The organism is Gordonia jacobaea (genome assembly GCF_965344965.1).
Classification (GTDB): domain Bacteria; phylum Actinomycetota; class Actinomycetes; order Mycobacteriales; family Mycobacteriaceae; genus Gordonia; species Gordonia jacobaea.
This window is the reverse complement of the sequence record NZ_CBDRLS010000002.1, coordinates 94172-117876: the sequence shown is the minus strand read 5'-3', so window position 1 is coordinate 117876 and position 23705 is coordinate 94172. Positions and strand designations below refer to the sequence as shown.

At 66.1% G+C, this 23705-nt stretch carries 22 protein-coding genes; 13 read left to right on the top strand and 9 right to left on the bottom strand.

The genetic code is table 11. From position 1 onward, the window contains the following. Positions 1 to 2 precede the first annotated feature (2 nt). The 6 genes from ACRVY7_RS06630 to ACRVY7_RS06605 all read left to right on the top strand — a co-directional run bounded on the left by ACRVY7_RS06630 (position 3) and on the right by ACRVY7_RS06605 (position 7508). Positions 3 to 1178, top strand: a complete 1176-nt coding sequence (locus ACRVY7_RS06630; RefSeq protein WP_431816475.1) for an acyl-CoA dehydrogenase family protein — start codon at positions 3 to 5, stop codon at positions 1176 to 1178. Beyond that, positions 1175 to 2773, top strand: coding sequence for an acyl-CoA carboxylase subunit beta (locus ACRVY7_RS06625; protein WP_049698773.1), 1599 nt, complete (start codon positions 1175 to 1177; stop codon positions 2771 to 2773). Before ACRVY7_RS06630 ends, ACRVY7_RS06625 begins: the two co-directional genes overlap by 4 nt. 8 nt (positions 2774 to 2781) lie before the next feature. Beyond that, a complete protein-coding gene (locus tag ACRVY7_RS06620) occupies positions 2782 to 4827 on the top strand; it encodes an acetyl/propionyl/methylcrotonyl-CoA carboxylase subunit alpha (RefSeq protein WP_431816474.1) in 2046 nt (681 codons plus the stop codon). After that, positions 4824 to 5981, top strand: coding sequence for an acyl-CoA dehydrogenase family protein (locus ACRVY7_RS06615; RefSeq protein WP_431816473.1), 1158 nt, complete (start codon positions 4824 to 4826; stop codon positions 5979 to 5981). The genes ACRVY7_RS06620 and ACRVY7_RS06615 overlap by 4 nt, the downstream gene beginning before the upstream one ends. Positions 5982 to 6051: 70 nt before the next feature. Further along, positions 6052 to 6882, top strand: a complete 831-nt coding sequence (locus ACRVY7_RS06610; RefSeq protein WP_431816472.1) for an enoyl-CoA hydratase family protein — start codon at positions 6052 to 6054, stop codon at positions 6880 to 6882. Continuing rightward, a complete protein-coding gene (locus ACRVY7_RS06605; protein WP_270483763.1) occupies positions 6879 to 7508 on the top strand; it encodes a TetR/AcrR family transcriptional regulator in 630 nt (209 codons plus the stop codon). Before ACRVY7_RS06610 ends, ACRVY7_RS06605 begins: the two co-directional genes overlap by 4 nt. A gap of 2 nt (positions 7509 to 7510) precedes the next feature. On the opposite strand, the gene ACRVY7_RS06600 is transcribed toward ACRVY7_RS06605, so the two are convergent. Beyond that, the gene (locus tag ACRVY7_RS06600) at positions 7511 to 8146 is read right to left on the bottom strand and encodes a Pr6Pr family membrane protein (protein ID WP_431816471.1); all 636 of its coding nucleotides are present in this window, start codon (positions 8144 to 8146) and stop codon (positions 7511 to 7513) included. Between the two features lie 52 nt (positions 8147 to 8198). On the opposite strand from ACRVY7_RS06600, the gene ACRVY7_RS06595 reads away from it, so the two are divergent. Then, a complete protein-coding gene (locus ACRVY7_RS06595) occupies positions 8199 to 8501 on the top strand; it encodes a Dabb family protein (RefSeq protein ID WP_049698778.1) in 303 nt (100 codons plus the stop codon). Here the strand turns inward: ACRVY7_RS06595 and ACRVY7_RS06590 are convergent. Continuing rightward, positions 8498 to 9157, bottom strand: coding sequence for a TetR/AcrR family transcriptional regulator (locus tag ACRVY7_RS06590; protein WP_431816470.1), 660 nt, complete (start codon positions 9155 to 9157; stop codon positions 8498 to 8500). The two genes, ACRVY7_RS06595 and ACRVY7_RS06590, sit on opposite strands and share 4 nt — an antisense overlap. Before the next feature lie 119 nt (positions 9158 to 9276). Between ACRVY7_RS06590 and ACRVY7_RS06585 the strand changes: the two genes are divergently transcribed. Further along, positions 9277 to 10689 (top strand): MFS transporter, encoded by a 1413-nt coding sequence (locus ACRVY7_RS06585; protein ID WP_431816469.1) that lies wholly within the window; start codon positions 9277 to 9279, stop codon positions 10687 to 10689. 145 nt (positions 10690 to 10834) lie between these two features. Here ACRVY7_RS06585 and ACRVY7_RS06580 read toward each other — a convergent pair whose 3' ends face one another. The 7 genes from ACRVY7_RS06580 to ACRVY7_RS06550 form a co-directional block, all read right to left on the bottom strand. Beyond that, on the bottom strand, positions 10835 to 11611 hold the full coding sequence (locus ACRVY7_RS06580) for an alpha/beta fold hydrolase (RefSeq protein ID WP_431816468.1): 777 nt from the start codon (positions 11609 to 11611) through the stop codon (positions 10835 to 10837). An 18-nt stretch (positions 11612 to 11629) separates the two neighbouring features. After that, complete coding sequence (locus tag ACRVY7_RS06575) at positions 11630 to 12427, bottom strand: hypothetical protein (RefSeq protein WP_049698782.1); 798 nt, start codon at positions 12425 to 12427, stop codon at positions 11630 to 11632. 44 nt (positions 12428 to 12471) lie between these two features. Then, positions 12472 to 13614: an AI-2E family transporter gene (locus tag ACRVY7_RS06570; protein WP_431816467.1), complete on the bottom strand. Its 1143-nt coding sequence runs from the start codon at positions 13612 to 13614 to the stop codon at positions 12472 to 12474. A 135-nt stretch (positions 13615 to 13749) separates the two neighbouring features. After that, the gene (locus ACRVY7_RS06565) at positions 13750 to 14862 is read right to left on the bottom strand and encodes an NDMA-dependent alcohol dehydrogenase (RefSeq protein WP_049698784.1); all 1113 of its coding nucleotides are present in this window, start codon (positions 14860 to 14862) and stop codon (positions 13750 to 13752) included. A 43-nt stretch (positions 14863 to 14905) separates the two neighbouring features. Next, positions 14906 to 16402: an aldehyde dehydrogenase family protein gene (locus tag ACRVY7_RS06560; RefSeq protein ID WP_431816466.1), complete on the bottom strand. Its 1497-nt coding sequence runs from the start codon at positions 16400 to 16402 to the stop codon at positions 14906 to 14908. Between the two features lie 175 nt (positions 16403 to 16577). Then, positions 16578 to 17225, bottom strand: coding sequence for a TetR/AcrR family transcriptional regulator (locus ACRVY7_RS06555; RefSeq protein ID WP_431816465.1), 648 nt, complete (start codon positions 17223 to 17225; stop codon positions 16578 to 16580). Positions 17226 to 17280: 55 nt separating this feature from the next. Further along, complete coding sequence (locus ACRVY7_RS06550; protein ID WP_431816464.1) at positions 17281 to 18954, bottom strand: sigma-54-dependent Fis family transcriptional regulator; 1674 nt, start codon at positions 18952 to 18954, stop codon at positions 17281 to 17283. A 103-nt stretch (positions 18955 to 19057) separates the two neighbouring features. Between ACRVY7_RS06550 and ACRVY7_RS06545 the strand changes: the two genes are divergently transcribed. From ACRVY7_RS06545 to rpsG, 5 genes are all read left to right on the top strand, one after another. Beyond that, positions 19058 to 20461, top strand: coding sequence for a carboxylesterase family protein (locus tag ACRVY7_RS06545; protein ID WP_431816463.1), 1404 nt, complete (start codon positions 19058 to 19060; stop codon positions 20459 to 20461). A 43-nt stretch (positions 20462 to 20504) separates the two neighbouring features. Beyond that, a complete protein-coding gene (locus tag ACRVY7_RS06540; RefSeq protein WP_431816462.1) occupies positions 20505 to 21395 on the top strand; it encodes an exodeoxyribonuclease III in 891 nt (296 codons plus the stop codon). 228 nt (positions 21396 to 21623) lie between these two features. Then, the gene (locus ACRVY7_RS06535; protein WP_431816461.1) at positions 21624 to 22262 is read left to right on the top strand and encodes a hypothetical protein; all 639 of its coding nucleotides are present in this window, start codon (positions 21624 to 21626) and stop codon (positions 22260 to 22262) included. A gap of 480 nt (positions 22263 to 22742) precedes the next feature. Further along, entirely contained in the window at positions 22743 to 23114 is a 372-nt protein-coding gene (rpsL, locus tag ACRVY7_RS06530) for a 30S ribosomal protein S12 (protein ID WP_005170078.1), read from the top strand. A gap of 6 nt (positions 23115 to 23120) precedes the next feature. After that, complete coding sequence (rpsG, locus tag ACRVY7_RS06525) at positions 23121 to 23591, top strand: 30S ribosomal protein S7 (protein ID WP_005170081.1); 471 nt, start codon at positions 23121 to 23123, stop codon at positions 23589 to 23591. Positions 23592 to 23705: the final 114 nt, after the last annotated feature.

Sequence of the window (23705 nt, the reverse complement as noted above, 5' to 3'; positions counted from 1 at the left end):
CTGTGCCACTTGTAGATCCGCAGTGGGAGACGTCGGAACGACGCGCTCTGCGTGACGCGGTCCGCGGATTCGTCGAAAGGCACGTGCTGCCTCACCAGGATGAGTGGGAACGCGACGGCTTGCTTCCCCGCGAACTGCACTCCGAAGCAGCCAAACTCGGCCTCTTCGGACTGGGAATCGACGAATCGTTCGGTGGTAGTGGTGGCGATCTCATCGATGCGTCGATCCTGGGCGAAGAGTTCCACTATGCGGGTGGTGCCGCGGGCGTCTTTGCCTCCTTGTTCACGCACGGAATCGCGTTGCCACACCTGATCGCCGCCGGCGATCCCGACCAGATCGACCGATGGGTGCGGCCGACGCTCGCCGGCGAGAAGATCGGCAGCCTTGCGATCACCGAGCCGGGCGGCGGAAGCGACGTCGCACATCTGACGACGCGGGCACAGCGCGATGGCGACGAGTTCGTCGTCAACGGCGCCAAGACCTACATCACCTCCGCGGTGCGAGCCGACTTCGTGGTCACCGCGGTACGCACGGGCGGACCAGGCGCCTCGGGGGTCTCGCTTCTCGTGATCGAGAAGGACACACCGGGTTTCACCGTGACGCGCAAGCTCGACAAGATGGGTTGGCGCAGTTCGGATACCGCGGAGTTGGCCTTCGTCGACGTACGCGTTCCGGTGGCCAACCTCGTCGGCGCCGAGAACAGCGGCTTCGCCCAGATCGCAGCGGCTTTCGTGACCGAACGATCGGCACTCGCCGTGCAGGCGTACGCGAGTGCGCAACGTTGCCTCGACCTCACCCTCGACTGGACGCGCGAACGTGAGACCTTCGGCAAGCCGCTCGCTGCCCGACAGTCGGTGCAGGACACGCTGACCGAGATGGCACGCCGCATCGACGTCGCGCGGACCTACTCGCGCGGAGTCGTCAACCGGAAGGTTGCCTCCGACGACGACCTCATCGCCGAGGTGTGCTTTGCGAAGAACACGGCTGTGGAGACCGGGGAGTGGGTTGCCGACAAGGCAGTTCAGCTCTTCGGCGGCCTCGGCTATATGACGGGCACCGAAGTCGAGCGTCAATATCGCGACATGCGCATCCTGGGGATCGGTGGGGGAACCACCGAGATTCTGACCGGACTCGCGGCAAAACGACTCGGCTACATCGCACAGGGGAGCACACGATGACCGCATTGCGTTCGACGATCGACCCGACGAGTGACGACTTCACCGCCGCGCGCGACTCGATGATGGAGAAGCTCGACCAGATACACGGTGAACTCGACAAGGCGCTCGCGGGCGGCGGCGAGAAGTACGTCGAGCGGCATCGCAAGCGCGGCAAGATGACTGCCCGCGAGCGCATCGAGATGCTGCTCGATGAAGACTCGGACTTCCTCGAACTGTGTCCACTCGCGGCATACGGGTCGAACTTCCACGTCGGAGCGTCGGTCGTCGTGGGTATCGGCGTCGTCGAAGGAGTCGAATGTCTCGTCGTCGCCAGTGACCCTACGGTCAAGGGTGGGACATCGAATCCGTGGACGCTGCGTAAGACGCTGCGTGCCAACGATATCGCCATGCAGAACAGACTTCCGGTGATCTCGCTCGTCGAGTCGGGTGGTGCCGATCTGCCGACGCAGAAGGAGGTGTTCGTTCCCGGCGGTCGGATGTTCCGTGACCTGACACGGCTGTCGGCAGCGGGGATCCCGACGATCGCGTTGGTCTTCGGAAACTCCACGGCAGGCGGGGCATACGTCCCGGGCATGAGCGATCACGTCGTGATGATCGACGGCCGTTCCAAGGTGTTCCTCGGCGGACCGCCGCTGGTGAAGATGGCCACCGGCGAGGAAAGCGACGACGAGTCCCTCGGTGGCGCTCAGATGCATGCTCGTACTTCGGGTCTGGCCGACTACTACGCCGCAGACGAACAGGATGCGATCCGGATCGGGCGTCGGATCGTGTCGCGGCTCAACTGGACCAAGGCCGGTGGGCAACCGCGCGCGCAGGTGCGGGAACCGCGCTACGACCCCGAAGAACTCCTCGGTATCGTCCCACCCGATCTCAAGATCCCGTTCAACCCGCGCGACGTTATCGCGCGGGTCGTCGACGACAGTGATTTCGACGAGTTCAAGCCCGAATACGGCAACTCGTTGTGCACGGGATGGGCCGACATCCACGGATATCCCGTCGGCATCCTGGCCAACGCGCAGGGCGTGCTGTTCAGCCAGGAGGCGCAGAAGGCCACGCAGTTCATCGAACTCGCCAATCGCTCGAATACGCCACTGCTGTTCCTGCACAACACAACCGGCTACATGGTCGGTAAGGAGTACGAGCAGAACGGCATCATCAAGCACGGGGCGATGATGATCAACGCGGTGTCGAATTCGAAGGTGCCGCATTTGTCGGTGCTGATGGGCGCCAGTTACGGCGCGGGTCACTACGGAATGTGTGGGCGCGCATACGATCCGCGGTTCCTGTTCGCCTGGCCGAGCGCGAAGTCGGCGGTGATGGGTGCCGCGCAACTGGCAGGCGTCATCTCGATCGTCTCGCGCGCGGCGACCGAGGCTCGTGGCGGCACGGTCGACGAGGCCGCGGACGCAGGGATGCGGCAGATGATCGAGGCGCAGATCGAAGCCGAGTCGGTGCCTGCGTTCTTGTCGGGCATGCTCTACGACGACGGGGTGATCGATCCGCGTGACACGAGAACTGTTCTGGGGCTGTGCCTGTCGGCGATCCATAACGGTCCGGTCGAGGGGACGTCGAATTTCGGCGTCTTCCGGATGTGAGGTGTGAGATGACAGAACAACATTCACCGATCACCTCGGTACTCGTCGCCAATCGCGGCGAGATCGCGCGACGCGTGTTCGCGACCTGTCGTCAGATGGGCATCGGGACCGTCGCGGTCTACTCCGATCCGGACGCCGATGCGCCGCACGTTGCCGCAGCCGATGTCGCTGTGGCGCTTCCGGGATCGACGTCGGCAGAGACCTATCTGCGTGGCGACAAGATCATCGAGGCCGCCAAGCTCGCGGGCGCGGATGCGATTCATCCCGGCTACGGATTCCTCTCGGAGAACGCCGAGTTCGCGCAATCGGTGATCGACGCGGGACTGACCTGGATCGGGCCGCCGCCCGGCGCGATCGACGCGATGGGATCAAAGGTCAACGCCAAGAAGTTGATGGCCGACGCCGGCGTGCCGGTCCTCGGCGACATCGACCCTGCCGCCGTCACCGAGAGCGACCTGCCACTGCTGATCAAGGCGTCTGCGGGCGGCGGTGGACGCGGTATGCGGATCGTGCGGTCGGTCGACGAGTTGGCCGAGCAGGTTGCCGCCGCCGAACGCGAAGCGGCGTCGGCGTTCGGTGATCCGACGGTCTTCTGTGAGCCGTATGTCGAACGGGGACATCACATCGAGGTGCAGGTGCTCGCAGACGAGCACGGCGCGGTCTGGGCTGTCGGAGAGCGGGAGTGCTCGATTCAGCGCCGTCACCAGAAGGTGATCGAGGAGGCGCCCGCGCCTCTCGTCGAACGGATTGGCGGAGATCTCCGCGAACGCCTCTACGACGCCGCGAGGAAGGCCGTGTCGGCGATCGGCTACACGGGTGCGGGAACCGTCGAGTTCCTCGCCGACGAGACCGGTCGCTTCTACTTCCTGGAGACCAATACGCGTCTGCAGGTGGAACATCCGGTCACGGAGTTGACGACCGGGACCGACCTCGTGGCCTGGCAACTGCGTGTCGCGATGGGTGAGCACCTCGATGTCGAGGAGCCCGGTACTCGCGGACACGCGATCGAGGTGCGCCTCTACGCCGAGGACCCTTCTGCGGGATGGCAACCGCAGTCGGGAACCATGCACCGCATCGAGATCGACGCACAGTCGCATTTCGGACCACTCGACCGTCCGGGGGTGCGTGTGGACGCGGGTATCGAATCAGGCTCGGAGATCTCGACGTTCTACGACCCGATGCTGGCCAAGGTCATCAGTTGGGCGCCGACACGTGGTCGTGCCGCTGCGATTCTCGCCAGAACGCTGTCCGACGCCGCGCTACACGGCCCGACGACCAACCGCGACATGCTGGTGAACACCCTGCGGGAGTCGACATTCCTCAGTGGCGACACCGACACCGGATACCTCGAGCAGATCGGCCTCGACGTCTTGTCGACGCCGCTGGCCGACGAGTCGACGGTGACGCTGGCCGCCGTAGCAGCCACGCTGGCGGAGGTGGCCGTCAACCGGGAACGCGCCCGCGTTCAACGAAGTCTGCCCGCAGGCTGGCGGAACATGCCGTCGCAATACTCGCGCAAGATCTTCCGCACCGACGACGACGTCGAGCACGAGGTCCGATACCGGTGCACGCGTAGTGGTGGCGTCGAGCTTCCCGACCTTGCCGACGCCGAGGTGGTGTCGGCGAGCACAGGGCAGGTCGTGCTCTCCCACAACGGGATTCGACGGACCTTCGACGTCGCGCGATACGGCGACGACGTCTACGTCGACACAGCCGGGGCGTCGGTGCACTTCCGGCGGCCACCGCGCTTCGTCGATCCCAGCGCAGTTGCGCGACCGGGTTCGCTCCTCGCGCCGATGCCGGGTTCGGTGATCCGCGTTGCGGTTTCCGAGGGCGACCGGGTCACAGCCGGTCAGCCGTTGATCTGGCTCGAGGCGATGAAGATGGAGCACACCGTCGCGGCGCCCGCCGACGGTGTTGTCAGCACGCTCGCCGTCGAACCGGGACGCCAGCTCGCCGTCGGCGACGTGCTCGCGATCATCACCGATGAGGCCGACAGCGACAGCGCCACAGAGCATTCCAGCACACTCACACCTCAGGAGACATCCGCATGAGTTTCGTCGAAACGGCCGAACGGGCCGATCTGCGCGCCTCGGTGGCCGCACTGGCCACCAAGTACGGGCAGGACTACTTCCGCGAGTGCGCCCGAGAGGGCCGAAAGACCGACGAGTTGTGGTCGGAGGCAGGCAAGCTGGGCTTCATCGGGGTGAATCTCCCCGAGGAGTACGGCGGTGGCGGCGCAGGCATGTACGAGTTGTCGATCGTGATGGAGGAGATCGCAGCGGCGGGCACCGGCCTGCTGATGCTGGTTGTCTCACCGGCCATCTGTGGCAACATCATTGCGCGGTTCGGCACCGACGAGCAGCGCGACCGGTGGCTGCCGGGGCTTGCCGACGGATCGATCACCATGGCCTTCGGTATCACCGAGCCCGACGCCGGATCGAACTCGCACCAGATCACCACCACGGCGTCGCGCGACGGATCGGACTGGGTTCTCAACGGGCGCAAGGTGTACATCTCCGGAGTCGATCAGGCAGATGCTGTGCTCATCGTCGGTCGGAGCGAGGATGCGAAGACCGGCAAGTTGCGGCCCGCGCTGTTCATCGTGCCCACGGACGCACCGGGGTTCGAGTACAAGATGATCGACATGGAACTGGTGAACCCGGAGAAGCAGTTCGGGCTCTACCTCGACGATGTGCGCCTACCTGCTGACGCACTCGTCGGCTCTCCGGACGTGGCACTCAGCCAACTCTTCGCCGGGCTGAACCCCGAACGCATCATGGCGGCGGCGTCTGCGGTGGGGATGGGACGCTTCGCGCTGGGCAAGGCCGTCGACTACGTGAAGGAGCGCACGGTCTGGAAGACCCCGATCGGCGCGCACCAGGCCATCGCACATCCGCTGGCGCAGGGGAAGATTGAACTCGAGATGGCCAAGCTCATGATGCAGAAGGCCGCCACACTCTACGACGCGGGTGACGACTGGGGCGCTGCCGAGCCGGCCAACATGGCGAAGTATGCGGCCGCCGAGGCGTGCGTCAAGATCGTCGACCAGGCTGTTCAGTCAATGGGTGGCAACGGTCTGACAACCGAATACGGTGTGGCGCCGCTGCTTTCGCTCGCACGGATTGCGCGTGTGGCACCGGTCAGTCGCGAGATGGTGCTGAACTTCGTTGCGCAGACCAGCCTCGGACTGCCGAAGTCGTACTGACACCTCCATTCCGATCCGTCATTCACGTCAGACCAAACTCTGACCGAGCACCACAGGAAGGCGCAGGTCGATGACCGCCACAGACAGCGAAGTCGTACACATCGGGATCGACGCCGGCGTCATGACGCTCACACTCGACTCGCCGGGCAACCGCAATGCGTTGAGTCGCGCGCTCGTGACCCAACTGTCGTCGGGGCTGACGAGGGCGGCGACCGACGAGGACGTGCGGGCCGTCGTGCTGACACATGCGGGCGGAACCTTCTGTGCGGGCGCTGATCTCGGCGAGGCGCTCAAGCGTGGCGCCTCTGCCGAGGAGGCGTCTGCCGAGGCGACGTCGTCGATGGTCGAGTTGATGCGCACGATCCTCGAGCTGCCCAAACCGGTGATCGCACACGTGGACGGGCATGTCAGGGCAGGAGGTTTCGGCCTGCTCGGTGCCACCGACATCGCACTCGCCGGACCGAAGAGCACCTTCGCGCTGACCGAGACACGGCTCGGCCTTGCACCATCGGTGATCTCGCTCGTGCTGGTACCGAAGATGACGGCTCGAGGTGCTGGTCGATACTTCCTGACCGGCGAGAAGTTCGACGCCTCGATCGCGGCGTCGATCGGAGTCGTCACTCAAGCCTGTGACAGCACAGAGGCTCTCGCGCAGTCACTGGGGGAGATCCTCGACGGCATCCGACGTGCGTCGCCGGTCGGACTCGCCGCGTCGAAGGAACTCACCACCGCGACGGTGCGCGACGAGTTCGCGCGGTTGGCGCAGCGTCGTGCGCAGGAATCGGCGGCATTGTTCTCGGGTGACGACGCACGGGCGGGGATGGAAGCGTTTCTGTCGAAGCGTCGGCCGCCGTGGGATCTGACCGTCACGCAAGCCGATACCCGAGCAACGAGAACATGACGTCTCCGCGTACGACGGCAAACCGTGAACCCCAGCAGGAGCGCTCGCGCCAAACGCGGGAACGGCTGCTGCGCTCGGCGATACAGGTTCTGGCTCACGAGGGATGGGCGTCGGCCACGGTGGCCGCGGTCGCCCAGCGCGCGGGGGTGTCCAGAGGTGCTGCGCAGCACCACTTTCCCACACGCGAGGCATTGATCTCGGCGACGCTCGAGCAGATCTTCGACGACCTCACCCTCAACGCCGACACGCTGATCCGGCCCGACGCGGACGAGTCACGGCGCGTGCGAATCGCTGTCGAACAGGCCGTGAGCATCTACACCGGGACCGAATTCAAGGCTTCGTTGCAGATCTGGGCGGCGGCCGCGTCGGATCCCGCGCTGCGCGAACTGATTCTGCCGATGGAGGCCAAGTTCGCCCGAGCGGCGCATCGGGTGACTGTTGCCGCGCTCGACCCCGATGGCACGAATCCGCGGGCGCACCGTGCTGCACAGGTGACACTCGACCTCGCCCGCGGTCTCGGACTCGCGGACACGCTGTCGGACGATTCACGACGCCGCGCGCAGGTGGTCGACACCTGGGTGGAGATGGTCACCGATGCGCTCGACGTCGACTCTCAGGACAGGTGAGATCAGCGGACCGGCTCGTCGTGCAGTCGGTTGCTCGTGCCGCGTGTGCCGAGCCAGTACACGCCCGCTGAGAGTGCGGTCATCCCGATGAACACGACGACCACGCCGAGCGTCATCGACAGGTACCCCTGGCTTCGTGGATCGATGAACGGGTACGGGTACCAGTCGACGATGGGACCTCGCGTCAAGGTGTAGATGCCATAGAAGAGTGGAAAAGCCAGCCACGTCAACCAGGACAGGGCGGGCAGCGACCTGGGTCGGAAGAGTGCCCAGTCGAGGAGCAGAACGAGCGGGATCAGGCGGTGCAGCACGGTGTTGGTCCACTCGCCGGAGAGATTGACGTCGATGTCCGACAACAGAAGTGCGTAGACGATCGCGGTGATCAGCATCGCGGTGGTGACGCCGCCGCGAAACCACTGCCACCACAACCCGGTTGGTGCCAACAGTGCACCGCCGAGGAGCACGATCGCCGCGGCCACGTTGCTCAGGATTGTGAAGTAGCTGAAGTAGTTGGCGAAGCCGAAACCGTCGGACGCGGTGACCGGGACGTACGCGATCGCAGCGATGCCAACGGCAGCGGCCACGAAGCGAAGGATACGGATCCACAGCTGACGGTCACCTCTGCTCACACAACGCATTGTGCCAGTCGGGCTTTCTGTATCGGACGGGAGATGCAGCTAGATTCGTTACATGATTCGCAACGTGGTGGTGGGTCGGCTGCGGTCAGCGGACGGCGATGCGGCCGAGAGCGATCGCAGGCAACTCGACGAGGGGCTGGCCGGAATCGGTGCGCTGCAATTACCGGGCCTGCTGGCGAACCGTGTCGGCTTGGATGTGGGATTACGTGCTGGCGGTTGGAGTTTCGCGATCACCAACGACTGGGTCGACACCGATGCCTATCGGCGCTACGACGCTGATCCCGAACACAACCGCTACCGCGCGATGATCGTGGAGGTCTGCGAGCAGGTCGCCCGCGTGCAGTTCGAGATCTAGTCGCTCGGTGTCGATGCGCGACGCCGCGTGCTGCGCTGTGCGAGCGCGCCGTCGACCTGTGCTGTGATCGCGTCGCGGATGTCGAAGTCGGCGGAGTGGCCGGCCCAGTCGGGTAGTAGTCGGCTGACCGCCGGAAACTCGGTCAGGTCGCTGTCGTCGATCGATTGGTGCCATGACACCTCGTCGGGAGACCGCCTGGAAAGCGTGTCCTGCCACTGCAATTCCGAGGCGACGAGGTACCAGACGGCTCGCCAGGTGTCCAGCGCTGCGCCGTCGTCGAGCCCGAGTTCGGATGCGGCCGAGAGGAAGGAGTCGGCGAGGGCGAGTGCAGGCGTGCCGACGATGATGCCCTCGCGCAGGATCGACACGACCCACCCTATGCTGCGCATCTTCTCGTACATGTCGACCGCAACTGCGATCATGCGGTCACGAGGAGCGCCCGTCGGTTCGGCCCACGGGATGCGCGCCGCGACGTCGTTGAGTGCCAGACCGAGCAGTGCTGCCTTGTTCGGAACGTAGTTGTAGAGCGTCATCGGCTTGGTGCCCATGTCGGAGGCAAGGCGTCGCATGCTCAACGACTGCGGACCGTCCTGCTCGAGGATGCGGATGGCTGCCTCGACAATCTCGTCGAGTTGGAGGGACCGGGCTGCAGGCATCGTCCCATCATCCCATCGCCGTGCTCTTGGCGAGGTGCCGCTGAGACGCTACGATCACGTACTAGTACGTAAACGTACACGTACGCGAACAGATCCGAGCCGCGGGAAGAGGCGAATCAATGGCAGATCAGGAGACGGCTCGGGTTGCACATGGTCGTGTTGCGCAGGGTCGCGGTGCACTCATGGCCACCGTGTTCCTGCTGCAATTCCTTGTGGCGATGGACATTTCGCTCGTCAACATCGCGTTGCCCGCCATGCGCGCCGATCTCGGATTCACCGACGCGGGTTTGCAGTGGGTGGTCACCGCGTACCTGTTGACCTTCGCAGGGTTCATGCTCCTCGGCGGGAGGATCGGCGATCTGTGGGGGCGTCGAACCTCGGTTCTCGTCGGGTTGTCCGTCTTCGCGGTGGCGAGCATCGTCGGCGGATGTGCCGGGAGCGCAGGGGTTCTCGTCGCTGCGCGGGCGGTGCAGGGTGTCGCGGGAGCGCTGTTGGCTCCGGCGTCGTTGGCGCTGGTGGCCACCATCGACGACCCAGCCGTTCGCGCACGTGCGATGGGCCTGTGGGGTGGTGCCGGTGCAGCGGGAGGTGCGCTGGGCGTGGTGCTCAGTGGTGTACTCACGCAGTGGTGGTCGTGGCGAGCGGTTCTCCTCGTCAACGTCCCGATCATCGTGATCGCGATGGTCGCTGCGCTGCGCGGAATCTCGCGTCGCGACGTCGGACGTACTGCGCGGCTCGATGTTCCCGGCGCGGTCACCGTGACCCTCGGCGTTGCTGCCCTTGTCTATGCCGTGAGCGCTGGTGGCGATCGCGGGTGGGGATCGTGGCAGGCAGTCGGCGGATTCGTCGCGGCTGCAGTGCTATTGGCGATCTTCGTGGCGATCGAGCGATCGGCGTCGCATCCGTTAATGCCCCCGGGCCTGATGCGAAAACGAAGCGTGCTGGGCGCCAACGTGTTCGGATTCATGGTCGCCGCGGGGCAGCTCGCAGCCTTCTACTTCTGCTCGCTCTACATCCAAACCGTTTGGGGTGTCGAGAGTGCGCTGACGGGAGTGCTCTTCCTACCGTTCTGTGTCTTCGTCGTCGTGGGAATCTCGGTGGCACAACGACTTTCCGCGCGCATCGGAGCGCGGATGGCGATCGTGGCTTTCGGTGTTGTTGCCGCCATTGGCCTCGGGCTGTTCGCGACGATGCCTGCTCACTTCGACTTCTGGCTCGGAATCTTGCTGCCGTCCGCGGTGACGGCTGTCGGGATCGGCGGCTCGATGGTGCTGATCGGAGCGGTCGCAACCGAAGGGGTGTCACCCGACGACGTCGGCGTGGCCTCGGGCGTGGTGAACAGTTCGCGGCAACTCGGCGGCACCATCGGACTGGCGGTCCTGGTGGCCGTGGCCAGCGGGTACGCGTTGCCACGCGAGGGTTTTCAGGCGGGCTTCCTGCTCGGCGCGGTCCTGCTGGTGGTCGGAAGCCTTGCGGCGTGGCTCATCCTGCCGCGGCGTCGGAGACGCGATTCCGCGGGAGCGTCGGCGTAGCGCACGGTCGGCGTTCTAGAGCGCCCAGTCGACGCTCTCGAGCGCCCAGTCGACGGTTCGGAGCGCACGGTCGAAGCTCTTGAGCGCACAGTCGACGGTTTGGAGCGCCCAGTCGACGCCCTGAGGCGCCCAGTCGATGCGGGTATCAGTTCTTCCGCGCGGCGATGACGCGGGCGGTGGCGGCGGGGTCGGGGCGGTGTCCCACGGACTCGGGGACGCGTACGAGTTCGGCGCCGCTGATCGCTTCGGCCAGGCGTGGCGCGGCCGCTTCGAGGAGCGGGAAGGTGTCGGAGCCGAGGAGGATCGTGACCGGCATGGTGACGGTGAGCATCTGCGGCGTCGGTTGCGAGAGGTCGCGGGCGAGCGTCGCGTCGTAGACCACCGACTGTGCGATCGCCACCAGGCCGTCGAACATCGGACTGTCCCGGATCTGCTCGACGATCGCGGGTGGGAGGCCGACGCCTTCGAGTTGGAACGTCGTCACGGCGTCGGCGCGCCGGCCCTCGTCGACCATCTGTTGGAGCCTGTCGGGGAGGTCGGTTGCGGGGTCGTCCTCGCCGAATCGGAACGGAGGTTCGGAGAGGAAGAGGTGGTTGATCGGTACGCCGCGCGACGCGGCGAACAGTGCGAGGATCGCGCCCGACGAGTGCCCGAGCACAGCGGCCGTGCCGCCTGTTGCGGAGATGACGGCGGCCAGATCCTCGGCCTCGCGATCCGGAGAGTACGGCCGGGTGTCGCCACTGTCTCCGCGGGCGCGTCGATCGAAGACGACGCCGGTGAAGCCCGCGTCGGCGAGTGCCTGCGCCAGCGGCGCGGCGTCGGACGCTTTCGACATCGCACCGTTGACCACGACGACCACGGGGCCGGTGCCAATCGTGTCGTACGCGATGGGTGTGCCGTCTTCAGATGTGACGTGGGCCATATCACCATTCAACCAAAATCAGCCCCGCTCGACGTCGAGGAGATACTCGCGGAGACGATCGCGGTGCCTGCTCACCCACCAGACCCCGAACCGATGTGCGCCGTACCAGATCGCTGCGGTGACCAGGACAGCCAGCATCGCGCACAGCGCGAACTCGGTGTCGGTCTGTGCGGTGTCCCATCCCTGGCGGTTCGTGAGCTTCCAGATGGCGACCGGGGCGACGACGATCAGGGCGAACGCGAGCGGGAAGATCAGATTCGGCATGGCGATCAACAGCCCCCAGCGGACGATCACCTGACGGAAACGCCGCCTGTTCTGCCAGCGCCACCGGAGAGAGCGCTGATGGTAGGGAAACGTGACGCCGACGAGGCCGCTCACCGCGAGCGCACCGAAAGGCACCACCGCGACCGCGAGTATGACCTCGATGGCGAACCGCCAGTGCGTGTGTTGCGTCAGCGCGATTGCCACCGCGATAACGGTGCACAGCGGACCGATGATCAACCAGACGGCCAGTACCTTCGCGCGCAGCAGTGCGGTGAGTTCGGCGGGATCGTCGATCGCGGCGAGAGCTCGTTCCGGGTCGCTGGTCAGCACGTTGGTGACGAACGCGTCGGTGTACATCCATCCCGCGAGCGCATACGGCAGACCCTCAGGACCGGTGAAGGTGAAGAACCACGATCGGGGAACGACGTACCAGAGGAACAGCACGATCGCTGCGCTCGACGCCACGGACAACAGGAGATCGCCGGGATGCCGCACGATATGCGTGACTTCGGCTCGGATCGCGGCACGCGTGGTGGGTGTGACCGCCTGCATGCGGTGAGGATAGTTGGTCGAGCTGCGAATTTCCGGCGGCCGTCTCAGGTTCCGTCGGCCGCGGGAATGCCCACATCACCGTCGGCGTCGGGTTCACCGGAATCGACGTCCCCAGCAGCGCTGCGATGAGTGCGGATGACTTCCACCGACTTGACCGTCGCCGCGAGAAGTGGGGCTCCGAGGACCATGCCGAGCAACCCGGCGGCGGTGCCTGCCACCATCGTCGCGAGCAATACGGCCATCGGGTGAAGCTGCAACGACGAGCCGAGTGCCCACGAACTGACGGCGCTCTGCACGGTGCCGTTGGAGATGACGAAGGTGATGGCGAGAATCAGTGCGGCAGTGGGGCCGTTGGAACCCAGTGCGATCAACACCACGAACGCCCCGGTGATCCAGGCGCCGACGAACGGGATGAAGGATAGGAAGAAGTAGAGCACGAAGATCGGAATTGCCAGCGGCACACCAAGAATCACCAGCGGGACCATGAAGATCGGTGCCGTCAGCACAGCCGTGAGCGCTGTGCCCCTGAAGTAGCCGCGAACCGATTGTCGGGTCACGGTGACGACCCCGTTGATCTCGGCCGGATCCGCGCCGGTCATGCGTGCCAGGAATGCGGGAAAACGGTCGGCATCGCGCAGCGCGAAGAAGAGGAAGAAGAGTGCGAAGAAGATGCCGATCAGCAGCGTGATGGCGCCATAGAACGTACTACTGAGCGATGCGAGAGCACCGAGCCCCACCTCGCGTGTGTGACTCTCGAGCGCGGTGCGCGCGTCCTCGAGCCACCGCGGGTCGATGTCGAGTTCGCCTACCCAGTGTGTGAACGAGCGCCAGCCGAGCAGCGCTTGACCGTAGATGTCCGACCACTGGTCGACGACGCCCCAGATCACGATCGTGATCGTCCCGGCGCCGACGAGGATCGCGACGAGCAGCGCGAGGAAGACCGCGACTGTGGATGGCACGCCCATGCGGGTCAGTCGAGCGACGAGCGGTTCGAGTACCACGCTGATGATCACCGCGACGACGAGCGGGATCAGGATTCCACTCACCGCACCCAGCGCAAGCGAAACGACGACTACGAGGGCAATGATGCCGAGTACGCACCAACTGGCCACCCCGATACGACGCAGATTCAGCGTCGCCTTCGGACCGGGATTCGCAGTAGCTGACGTGGCAGATGGCTCTTTCACCCCAGCAGGCTATCGGCAGCGCGCCGAATCGGCGCCTCAAATGGAACGGCCCGGCCGCGTCGGGGTGTCCGTCGCGGCCGGGCCGGGTAGGGGGTGGAGTCACGGCGGGGCGAGCCCGTGACACCAGGGGGGTGATCAGTCGTCGTGGATGATCACACCGCGAATGTTCTTGCCGTCGCGCAGATCCTGGTAACCCTCGTTGACCTGCTCGAGTGTGTAGGTCTGGGTGACCAGTTCGTCGAGCTTGAGCTGGCCGGCGTCGTAAAGGCGGAGCAGGCGGACGATGTCGTACTGCGGATTGGCCGAACCGAACAACGAGCCCTTGATGGTCTTCTCGTTGAGGGTGAGGTCGATGCCAGGCCAATGCACCGTGAACTTCGCGGGACTCGAGAGTCCGACGATCACGACCTGGCCGCCCTTGCCGATGGAGCCGATCGCCGCGGACACCACGTCTTCGTCGACGGTGCCGACGGTGACGATCGCGGCGTCTGCACCCTGACCCCAGGACAGTTCGGTGATCTTCTCCTGAGCCTCTGCTGCAGATGCGAAAGCGTGTGTGGCGCCGAACTTCACGGCGGTGTCACGTTTGAACGCGACAGGGTCGACGACGACGACGTACTTGGCTCCGGCGTGCACAGCGCCCTGCACCGCGTTGATTCCGATGCCGCCGATGCCGTAGATGACCACGATGTCGCCCGCGCGGACGTTGCCCGCGTAGACCGCCGAACCCCACCCGGTCGGCACACCGCAGCCGACGAGGACGGCCTTGTCCAGCGGCAGCCAGTCGTCGACCTTGACCACGGAGTGCTCGCTGATGGTCGCGCGCTCGCTGAACGTGCCCAGCATGCACATGCCGCCGAAGTCCTGGCCGCCGCCGTGGAAGCGGAACGTACCGTCGGGCAGCATGCCTTCGAGGATGGTGGCGCCCATGTCGCACAACGACTGTCGGCCCGTCGAGCAGTAGCGGCATGTGCCGCAACTCGGTACGAACGAGCAGACCACGTGATCGCCCGGCTTGACCTTGGTGACGCCGGGCCCGATCTCCTCGATGATGCCCGACCCCTCGTGGCCGCCGACCATCGGATAGCGCGGCGGCAGGTCGCCATCGGTGAGGTGCAGGTCGGAGTGGCACAGGCCAGCGGCGGTGTACTTGATCAGTACCTCGCCTTCCTTCGGGCCGTCGAGGTCGAGTTCCATGATCTCGAACGGCTTGCCCGCGTCGAGCAGTACGGCGGCTTTGGTTTTCACGGCTATATCTCCTTGTGAATCAGTGGTGGATCAGGGTGTCGAATCAGAGCGCGACGTTGACGGCCTTGGTCTGGGTGTAGAGCTCGATGGCCGACTGTCCCAGCTCGCGTCCCCAGCCCGATTGCTTGTAGCCGCCGAACGGCATTGCGGTGTCGAAGCCGTTGTACTGGTTGACCCACACCGAACCCGCCTTGAGCTGGCGAGCGGTCTTGTGCGCCTTCGACAGATCGGTGGTCCAGATGCCCGCGGCGAGCCCGTAGATCGAATCATTCGCTGCCGCAGCGACTCCCGTGTCGGCGTCGAACGGCAGTGCCGCGACGACGGGACCGAAGATCTCCTCACGGACGATGGAGAAATCGGGCTCGACGTCGACGAACACCGTGGGCTCGATGAAGAAACCCTCGTCACCCCAACGCTTTCCGCCGGTCAGTGCGCGAGCGCCGTCGGCGAGGCCCGCCGCGAGGTAGCCCGAGACACGGTCGAATTGTTCCTGGCTGACGAGCGGTCCCAGTTCGGTCGTCGGATCGAGGCCCGGCCCGATCTTGGCCTTCGACGCCGCTTCTGCGACGGCGGCGGTGAAGTCGTCGAAGATGGGTCGCTCGACGAACAGCCGCGTTCCGGCGACGCAGCACTGGCCGTGGTTGAACATCCACGCTGCGACCGAACCGGCGACGGCCTGCTCGAAGTCGGCGTCGGCGAAGACGATGTTGGGGCTCTTGCCGCCGAGCTCGAGCGAGACCTTCTTGAGATTGCCCTTCGACGCGTCGACGATCTTCTTGCCGACCTCGGTGGAACCGGTGAAGGCGATCTTGTCGACGTCGTCGTGCGCGGCGAGTGCGGCGCCCGCGTCGCCGAAGCCGGTGACGATGTTGACGACGCCGGGCGGGAAGCCCGCTTCGGTGAAGACTTCGCCGAGCAACAGCGCTGTCAGCGGGGTCTGTTCGGCCGGCTTGAGGATGACGGTGTTGCCCGCCGCGAGCGCCGGGGCCAGCTTGAACGACGCCATCAGGAGCGGGAAGTTCCACGGGACGATCAGGCCGCAGACGCCGACGGGCTCGCGCAGCGTGTAGGCGTGGAACTCGCCGCCCGGCACGAACGGCATCGAGACGTCGACGGTGCTGCCGGTGATCTTGGTTGCCAGACCGGCGTTGTAGCGGAAGATGTCTGCCGACCAGGCGGTGTCGACGGCGGTCGCGATGGTGGCGGCCTTGCCGTTGTCGAGGGCTTCGAGCTGGCCGAACTCCTCGGCGCGCTCGTTGAGGATGTCGCCGACGCGCCAGAGCAGACGCTCACGCTCGTTGGGCTTCATGCGCGACCATGGGCCGTCGTCGAAAGCCTTGCGCGCGGCGCGAACAGCGCGGTCGATGTCGGTGGCGTCGCCGCGGGCGACCGATGTCAGCGTGCGTCCGTTGGCGGGATCGATGGTTTCGAAGGTCTCACCGGATGCGGCGGTGACCCACTCACCTCCGATCAGCATCGGTCGATCGGTCGAGATGAAATCCCGGACCTTGGTTGCCAGTTCGGGTGCGACAGCGGTCATGCGTCCTCCTGCTCGAGCGTGCAGATCGTGATCTGCGTCATAGACGCGGATCTCTCTATAGTTCTGCCACTGCTCGCGCGGGACGAAGTGTCCAGAAACTGAACACCGCGATGAACACACGTCGGGACCGTGCCGACGGGTGACCCGCGAAGAGGGGGCCGGCGCGTCGACCCGTCTAATCGGAGTCGGCCCGCGGCAGGCTGCCCACCGTGTGGAGTGCAATGTCGACGTACTTTTCCGCCACCAACTGCGGGGTCAGCGGCCCGTCGTCGTGAAACCAACGCGGGATCGATTGGCACATGGCGAGAACCGCTCTGGTGGTTTCGGCGACGTCGCTGACGTGCATGACGCCGGTGGCTGTTCCGGTCTGCACGATGTCGAGGACCAGATCTTCGATCCCCTTGCGAAACACGCGATACCGCAACCGGTTCTCGGAGCTCGCATATCGGATCTCGCCTTCGACGGCCGCCAGCCGGACTCGACCCGTCATGACTAGGACGATCGATTCGATGACGTTGGCCAACTCGGTGACCGGGTCTCCCGCTGCAGCAGCCCTGGCAGCGTGGGCTCGCGCGAGCACGTCGCCGGTCGAGTACTCCAGAAGGGCCAGCAGGATGCCCTCTTTGCTCTTGTGGTGGTAGTAGAGGGCAGGGACCGTGACACCGACCTTCGCGGCGATCTGCCGCACGGAGGTGCCATGAAATCCGTTGTCGTAGAACGCCTCGAGCGCTGCCTGCAGGATCGGTGACAGCTCCGGTGGGTCGACGCGACGCCAACCGGGCGACGTCGTGTCAGCATCCGCTCCCGCTGTCGACGCCGTCATGAGGACCCTAACTATCGCTCGATAAGTTCGGGTTCATCGTAGCGCGAGGCGGCCCTCAGATCCCCAGTGCGCGGATGCGCGCGTACAGGGTGGTGCGGCTGATGCCCAGGTCGCGGGCCGCGTGCACCTTGTTGCCGGTGTGCCGGTCGAGTGCCTCGAGAATGGCTGCGCGCTCGGCTTGTTCGCGTCCGGAGAGGTGGGCTGCCCGGCTGGTCGTGCGATGGTCGGCGGGCAGATCGGCGGGTTCGATCGCCCGCGCGCCACGGGCCTCGCACGAGCGCACGGCCCGCCGCAGCACCGAGGACAGTTCGACGAGGTTCCCGGGCCACTCCTGGCAGACGAGGGCCTCCAACGTCGGCGCGCTCACCGAGTGCACTGCGTGTGCACCGGGTGCTGTGCGTGCATCGAGTGCTGTTCCCGGGGCGATGACGGTGAGCATCTCGTCGACGATGTCGGCCAGTTCGGAGGTGCGGTTGCGCAGCGCGGGGACGTCGATACGCGAGGCGCACCTGGCAGTCAGTGCCGCGACGGTGGTTCTCGCCTGATCCGGCGGCCCGGCGACGAGGACGAGCGGGGCTGTCTTGTCCGCCGTGCGGCACGCGGCCGCCAGGATGGTGAGCGACCTGTCGTCGAGCAGGTCGACGCCGTCGACGATCAGCGCGCGTGAGCGGCGTCGTGAATCGCCGATCAGGGCGCCGATGTCCGGCTGGTCGCCGGTGATCAACAGTTCGGCGACGTCGACGGTCATGGCGTCGGGTCCGGCCATCGAGCGAGCTCTGGTGCTGCGCCCGGTTCCGGGTTCGCCGGTGATCGCGGTGGTGGCCTGTCGCGTCGACGGCAGGTCGGTGCGGACCATCGGCCGCGCGGTCGACGCGTTGGGCCGCAGACCGAACAGCGCTGCCCCGCGGGCACCCACGACGGGTGTGGCGAGCACCTCGACGTCGACGCCGGATGCAAGGACCAGTTGCAGGGTGGTCTCCCGTAGTGCGGGATCGGCGGCGACCGCACGTAATGCCGCGATATCGGTCGGCGAGAGTAGTTCTGCCGCACGTGAATTGGTGAGTTGCAGGTCTTCGCTGATCGCTGCGACCGCGACGTCGCGACGGGGTGCCGCGCGCTGGAATGCGTCGAGAACCCGACGCTGCTGGGCGCGCGAGCGGTCGAGGAGTCGGTCGGCGATATCGCCGACGATGCCGGTCACGAGGGGTACGGCAAGAGGGTTCATGCGGTCGGCGATCTCCGTCATGCACAGGATGCCAGCGAGACGTCGGGTTGCCGGATGGATGATGGGCGCGCCAAAGCAGCTGAGCGACTTGAACTGCTCGAGGTAGTGCTCGCGTCCGTTGACGGCCAATCCGCGACGTATCTCGGCGGGCGTGCCCAGCGCCGTGGTGCCGACGGTCTCCTCGCCGAGGTCGACGCCGGGTGTTGCGCCGACTTTGTCGAGTGCACGGTCGACGGTGGTGCCGAGGCAGATGCGGGAGACCATCCGGCACTCATGGTCGACGAGCAGTAGTGACGTGCCCGTGTCTGCGAGGCGTGCGGCGGCGTCGTCGAGAACCGGGCGAGCGGCGTCGAGAAGGACATCCGACCGCGAGGCGTCGTCGACGAGGTCGGGTAGCGGGCTGTCGGGTTGGACGCCGGACAGCGCGGAGCGGCGCCACGACTGCGCGATCACAGCGCGTTGCGGCGCACTCTCCGATGAGGCGAACGATGTGTCGATGGTCACAACATGACACAGAATCGTCGCGAATGAAAGGTTGCGTGCCAGGGTCGTCGCCGGATGCGCGCACCGACCCGTTAATGGCCGAACTGTTCACTACGGTGGGGGAATGGCAACCCCGGCACCTGACGGCGTCCAATCCACTGACGACGTCGAATCCACTGACGACGTCGAGTCCACCGAGATCGCAACCTTCGATGCGCCCTGCGGTCGGGTCGTCGGCACGGTCGACGGTCCAGTCATTCGTGCGCGGGCAATCCCGTACGCCCGTGCCGATCGGTTTGCGGCGCCGGAGCCGGTTGCGCCGTGGACGGTTCCGCACCGCAGCGATGACCCCGCAGCCGCGTGCCCGCAGGTGTCCAGTCCGCTCGTGACGATGATGCTCGGCGGTCCGGCGACCAGTCTCATCGCCGACGAAGACTGTCAGCGGTTGACGATCACGCGGCCCACTCGGGAGTTCGACGCCCCGCTACCGGTGCTGGTGTGGGTGCACGGCGGATCGTATGTGCTCGGCGCGGGCGACGAACCGCACCACGACCCGAGCGCGCTGGTGTCTGAGCACAACGTGATCGTCGTGGCCGTCACCTACCGGCTCGGCGTGCTCGGGTTTCTCGGGGACGGCTCGCAGGAGCGTCCGGCCAACCTGGGGCTACTCGACCTCATCGCGGCGCTGGACTGGGTGCACGAGAACATCGCGGCGTTCGGTGGCGTCCCCGATCAGGTCACCTGCGCCGGGCAATCCGCAGGCGCCGACGCCGTGGCGCACCTGATGACCGTGCCGCGTGCTGCCCGACGTTTTCGACGGGCGATCCTGCAGAGCGCACCCTTCGGTATCCGTTGGAACCGCAGTGACATGGCCCGCGAGGTATTCGCGCGCACAAGCCATTTCGACGCCGAGACGCCTATCGGCGAGATTCTCGCGACACAGCAGAAGCTGATCGTCGACGGACCGCGGTACGGGCTGACGGGAGCGATGCCGTTGGGCGTGCAGTACGGGATGGAGCCGCTCCCCGCGGAGCCCGACGTCGAGGATGCGTGGGCGGCGTCGGCTCCCGACATCGACCTGCTGGTCGGCTGCACCCGCGACGAGATCGAGTTCTTCGTCCCCGGCGTTCCGATCGCCGAGACGGCGTCGCACTTCCCGGTGTTGGGTAGACCGATTCGACGCTTCGCCACCTCACTGATCACCCGCAAGGTCTACACCGCACCGACCGCCGACTTCGCGCGTAAACACGCGGCGGCGGGCGGCAGCGTCGTCGACTATCGGTTGCACTGGCACGCACCGGGGAACGCGCTCGGCGCCGCGCACTGCGTCGATTTGCCCCTGCTCTTCGGCGTCGAGGAACAGTGGGCGGGTGCGCAGTTGCTCGAGGGTGCGACGTGGTCGCAGGTCGACGAGGCCGGCCGGATACTGCGCGCCATCTGGGGTCGCTTCGTCCGTGGTGAGGATCTCGGCGAGCGCCAACCCGACGACGCGCGATCGGTGCTGCGGTATCGGCGGGTGTCGGCGTAGGTCGGCGGCGTCCGGGCACCACGACCTGACTAGCGTGGTGTGTATGCGCGTGGCGACCTGGAACGTGAACTCAGTCAAACAACGCATCCCGCGACTGCTGCCGTGGCTCGACGAACGCTCACCCGACGTGGTCTGCCTGCAGGAGACCAAACTCTCCGACGACGTGTTCGACACCGTCCTCGGACCCGAATTCACCGACCGCGGTTACCAATTCGCGCATGTGGGCCAGGGGCAGTGGAACGGGGTCGCGATCCTGTCGAAGGTCGGACTCGACGACGTCGTCGCCAACTTCGACGGCGCGCCCGGCTTTCCCGACCCGGCGTCGGCGCCGGAGGCTCGCGCTGTCTCGGCGGTGTGCGGGGGAGTGCGCATCTACTCGCTGTACGTACCCAACGGCCGCGAACCCGACTCGGATCACTACCAGTACAAGCTGTCGTGGTTGGAGCGGTTGCGCGAGGTCGTGGCGGCCGGCACGGGCGTCGATGCTCCGTCGAACACGATGCTGTGCGGCGACGTGAACATCGCGCCCGCCAACGCCGACGTCTACGACCCGGCCGCGTTTGCCGGCCACACGCACGTGACGGTCGCCGAGCGGTCGGCGCTCGAGGACATCGAGGGACTCGGACTGCGCGACGTCGTGCGCGACCGTTGGCCCGACGAGCGGGTGTTCAGCTACTGGGACTATCGGGCGGGCATGTTCCACAAGGACCTCGGCATGCGGATCGACCTGATCCTCGCCGGCGCCGACGTGGCCGCCCGGGCGAAGGCCGCGTGGGTCGACCGCGCCGCACGCAAGGGCACCAAACCCAGCGACCACGCCCCGGTCGTCGTCGACCTCGACACCGCTCCGGACGGCGACATCGGCCCGATGGTGCCCCCGCCGTCGAACCCCGCCCGCAAGGGCGCCACCGCCCGCCTCCCGCAGGCGAAGTAGGCGCGGCGACCCGCCCATAACGCGAAATGTGTGTCGTATCGAAAGATGTGGGTACTGCAGCACACAGATCCTTCGATTCGACACACATCTAGCCCGGCCGGGATGGGGCTCGATCAACGGGTGGGCTCGATCAGCGGGCAGAAAGTAGGGGAAACGACGCTGACGCCAGTTATGCCCCGCATCCGTCTACTCGCGCCCGCGTCTGTCGTGGCGTGACAGCATCGGGCCATGACCTCGCAGAGCCGGCCGACCCGACGCACCCCGCGCGCCGAGTGGCGCGGAATTCTCACCAGGCGTCGCGGAGACCCGCTTCCGCCCAGGCGCGCGGCGTCGAGACTGTCGGCCTACGTCTACGGCAACATCATGGTGCTCGCGGCGCTGGTGACGGCGTCGGCTCACGCGGTCGAGAACGGCGATGCGACCTGGCTGGTGCTCGGGACCGGCCTGACCACCTACGTTGCCCACGTCTTTGCCGACCTGGTTGCGGGCAGCAGCATCCCGGAGGCACACGGTCAGGACGCTCAGGCCGACGGTTCGCCAGCTCTCGACGCCCAGGCCCCCGCGCATGAGCGACCGGGCGACGCCGCCCGTCGACACGTGCGCCACGAGCTGCGTGATGCGACGCCGATCATCTCGTCGGCGATCCTCCCCGCGATCGCGCTGGCACTCGGCTGGGCGGATGTGTTGCCGACGGCGTGGGCGCACGGGATCGCGGGAGCGGTCGTGGTGCTGCGCATTGCGAGCGTGCCGATCGTCGTCGCGCGTGTGCGCGGAGAAGAGGTCAGCATGAAGGTGATCGTCGCGGGTCTCCTCACGGCTGCTCTTGCCGCCGTGGTCGTACTGCTCAAGGTTCTTCTCGCGCACTGACGCTGCGGTACCCTCGCGCGTATCGGGTCCCTACCAGCGACGATGCCGGGAACAAGAGGCCGTCGACGGTCGTTGGAAGCCCGTATACGTCACCGTCTGTTCAGCTCCCGGAGAGCTGCAGGTCGGACTGTGGATCCGTTTTTTGACCTGTGGAAATCAGGTCGGTAGAGTGGATCGTCGGTGCCCGGCTGCCCGGGCAACGTCCGCATGCCCTCGCCGGGTTACCGGTGGCGATCGGATCGAGATCATTCTCTCTCAGAGAAGGCCTCGGCACACGCCAGGCGCGCCGGACTACACCAAGCCAGTCCGCTGTCGGGTGCTTGACACGCCCGACCTCGGGGTAGCAATAACTGTACTGACCAGCACAGAAGTGCCGGTGGGGCGAGTTGTGGAAGCAACCAGAATCGGATTTATCCGCTCTGAGCGCTTGCCCGGAGCACAAACCACGACACGACGACAACAGAGGAATGAAACTCACAAGTGCCAACGATTAACCAACTGGTCCGCAAGGGCCGTCACGACAAGACCGCCAAGAAGAAGACGGCGGCCCTCAAGGGAAGCCCGCAGCGTCGTGGCGTGTGCACCCGCGTCTACACCACCACCCCGAAGAAGCCGAACTCCGCGCTCCGTAAGGTCGCCCGCGTGCGCCTGACGAGCTCCGTCGAGGTCACCGCTTACATCCCGGGTGAAGGCCACAACCTCCAGGAGCACTCGATGGTGCTCGTGCGCGGCGGTCGTGTGAAGGACCTCCCCGGTGTTCGCTACCGCATCATCCGCGGCTCGCTCGACACCCAGGGTGTCAAGGACCGCAAGCAGGCTCGCAGCCGCTACGGCGCCAAGAAGGGAAGCTGATAAGCGATGCCACGTAAAGGACCCGCACCCAAGCGCCCCCTCGTCAACGACCCGGTCTACGGCTCGACGCTGGTCACCCAGCTCGTGAACAAGATCCTCCTCGACGGCAAGAAGTCGACTGCCGAGCGCATCGTCTACCAGGCCCTCGAGCAGGCTCGTGAGAAGACCGGCACCGATCCGGTCGTCACCCTCAAGCGCGCGCTCGACAACGTCAAGCCGACCCTCGAGGTCAAGAGCCGCCGCGTCGGCGGTGCCACCTACCAGGTGCCCGTCGAGGTCAAGCCGAACCGCGCCAACACCCTCGCACTGCGTTGGCTGGTGACCTTCAGCCGCCAGCGTCGTGAGAAGACCATGGTCGAGCGCCTGGCCAACGAGCTGCTCGACGCCTCCAACGGCCTCGGCGCTTCGGTCAAGCGTCGCGAGGACACCCACAAGATGGCAGAAGCCAACCGGGCGTTCGCGCACTACCGCTGGTGACGTAACCGCCCACGGGCACTGGCCGCTCGGAGCGGAGCGAAGAGCGGCCAGTCCACCCGAGCTTGCGAGGGTGGGCTGCGCAGCCGCGGCTAGAAACAAGACAGCCTTTAGTCC

Coding starts and splice junctions, on each gene's coding strand:
- ACRVY7_RS06625 (WP_049698773.1), top strand. CDS start 1,175: ATGACCGCATTGCGTTCGACGATCGACCCGACGAGTGACGACTTCACC.
- ACRVY7_RS06620 (WP_431816474.1), top strand. CDS start 2,782: ATGACAGAACAACATTCACCGATCACCTCGGTACTCGTCGCCAATCGC.
- ACRVY7_RS06615 (WP_431816473.1), top strand. CDS start 4,824: ATGAGTTTCGTCGAAACGGCCGAACGGGCCGATCTGCGCGCCTCGGTG.
- ACRVY7_RS06610 (WP_431816472.1), top strand. CDS start 6,052: ATGACCGCCACAGACAGCGAAGTCGTACACATCGGGATCGACGCCGGC.
- ACRVY7_RS06605 (WP_270483763.1), top strand. CDS start 6,879: ATGACGTCTCCGCGTACGACGGCAAACCGTGAACCCCAGCAGGAGCGC.
- ACRVY7_RS06600 (WP_431816471.1), bottom strand. CDS start 8,146: ATGCGTTGTGTGAGCAGAGGTGACCGTCAGCTGTGGATCCGTATCCTT.
- ACRVY7_RS06595 (WP_049698778.1), top strand. CDS start 8,199: ATGATTCGCAACGTGGTGGTGGGTCGGCTGCGGTCAGCGGACGGCGAT.
- ACRVY7_RS06590 (WP_431816470.1), bottom strand. CDS start 9,157: ATGCCTGCAGCCCGGTCCCTCCAACTCGACGAGATTGTCGAGGCAGCC.
- ACRVY7_RS06585 (WP_431816469.1), top strand. CDS start 9,277: ATGGCAGATCAGGAGACGGCTCGGGTTGCACATGGTCGTGTTGCGCAG.
- ACRVY7_RS06580 (WP_431816468.1), bottom strand. CDS start 11,611: ATGGCCCACGTCACATCTGAAGACGGCACACCCATCGCGTACGACACG.
- ACRVY7_RS06575 (WP_049698782.1), bottom strand. CDS start 12,427: ATGCAGGCGGTCACACCCACCACGCGTGCCGCGATCCGAGCCGAAGTC.
- ACRVY7_RS06560 (WP_431816466.1), bottom strand. CDS start 16,402: ATGACCGCTGTCGCACCCGAACTGGCAACCAAGGTCCGGGATTTCATC.
- ACRVY7_RS06555 (WP_431816465.1), bottom strand. CDS start 17,225: ATGACGGCGTCGACAGCGGGAGCGGATGCTGACACGACGTCGCCCGGT.
- ACRVY7_RS06545 (WP_431816463.1), top strand. CDS start 19,058: ATGGCAACCCCGGCACCTGACGGCGTCCAATCCACTGACGACGTCGAA.
- ACRVY7_RS06540 (WP_431816462.1), top strand. CDS start 20,505: ATGCGCGTGGCGACCTGGAACGTGAACTCAGTCAAACAACGCATCCCG.
- ACRVY7_RS06535 (WP_431816461.1), top strand. CDS start 21,624: ATGACCTCGCAGAGCCGGCCGACCCGACGCACCCCGCGCGCCGAGTGG.
- rpsG (WP_005170081.1), top strand. CDS start 23,121: ATGCCACGTAAAGGACCCGCACCCAAGCGCCCCCTCGTCAACGACCCG.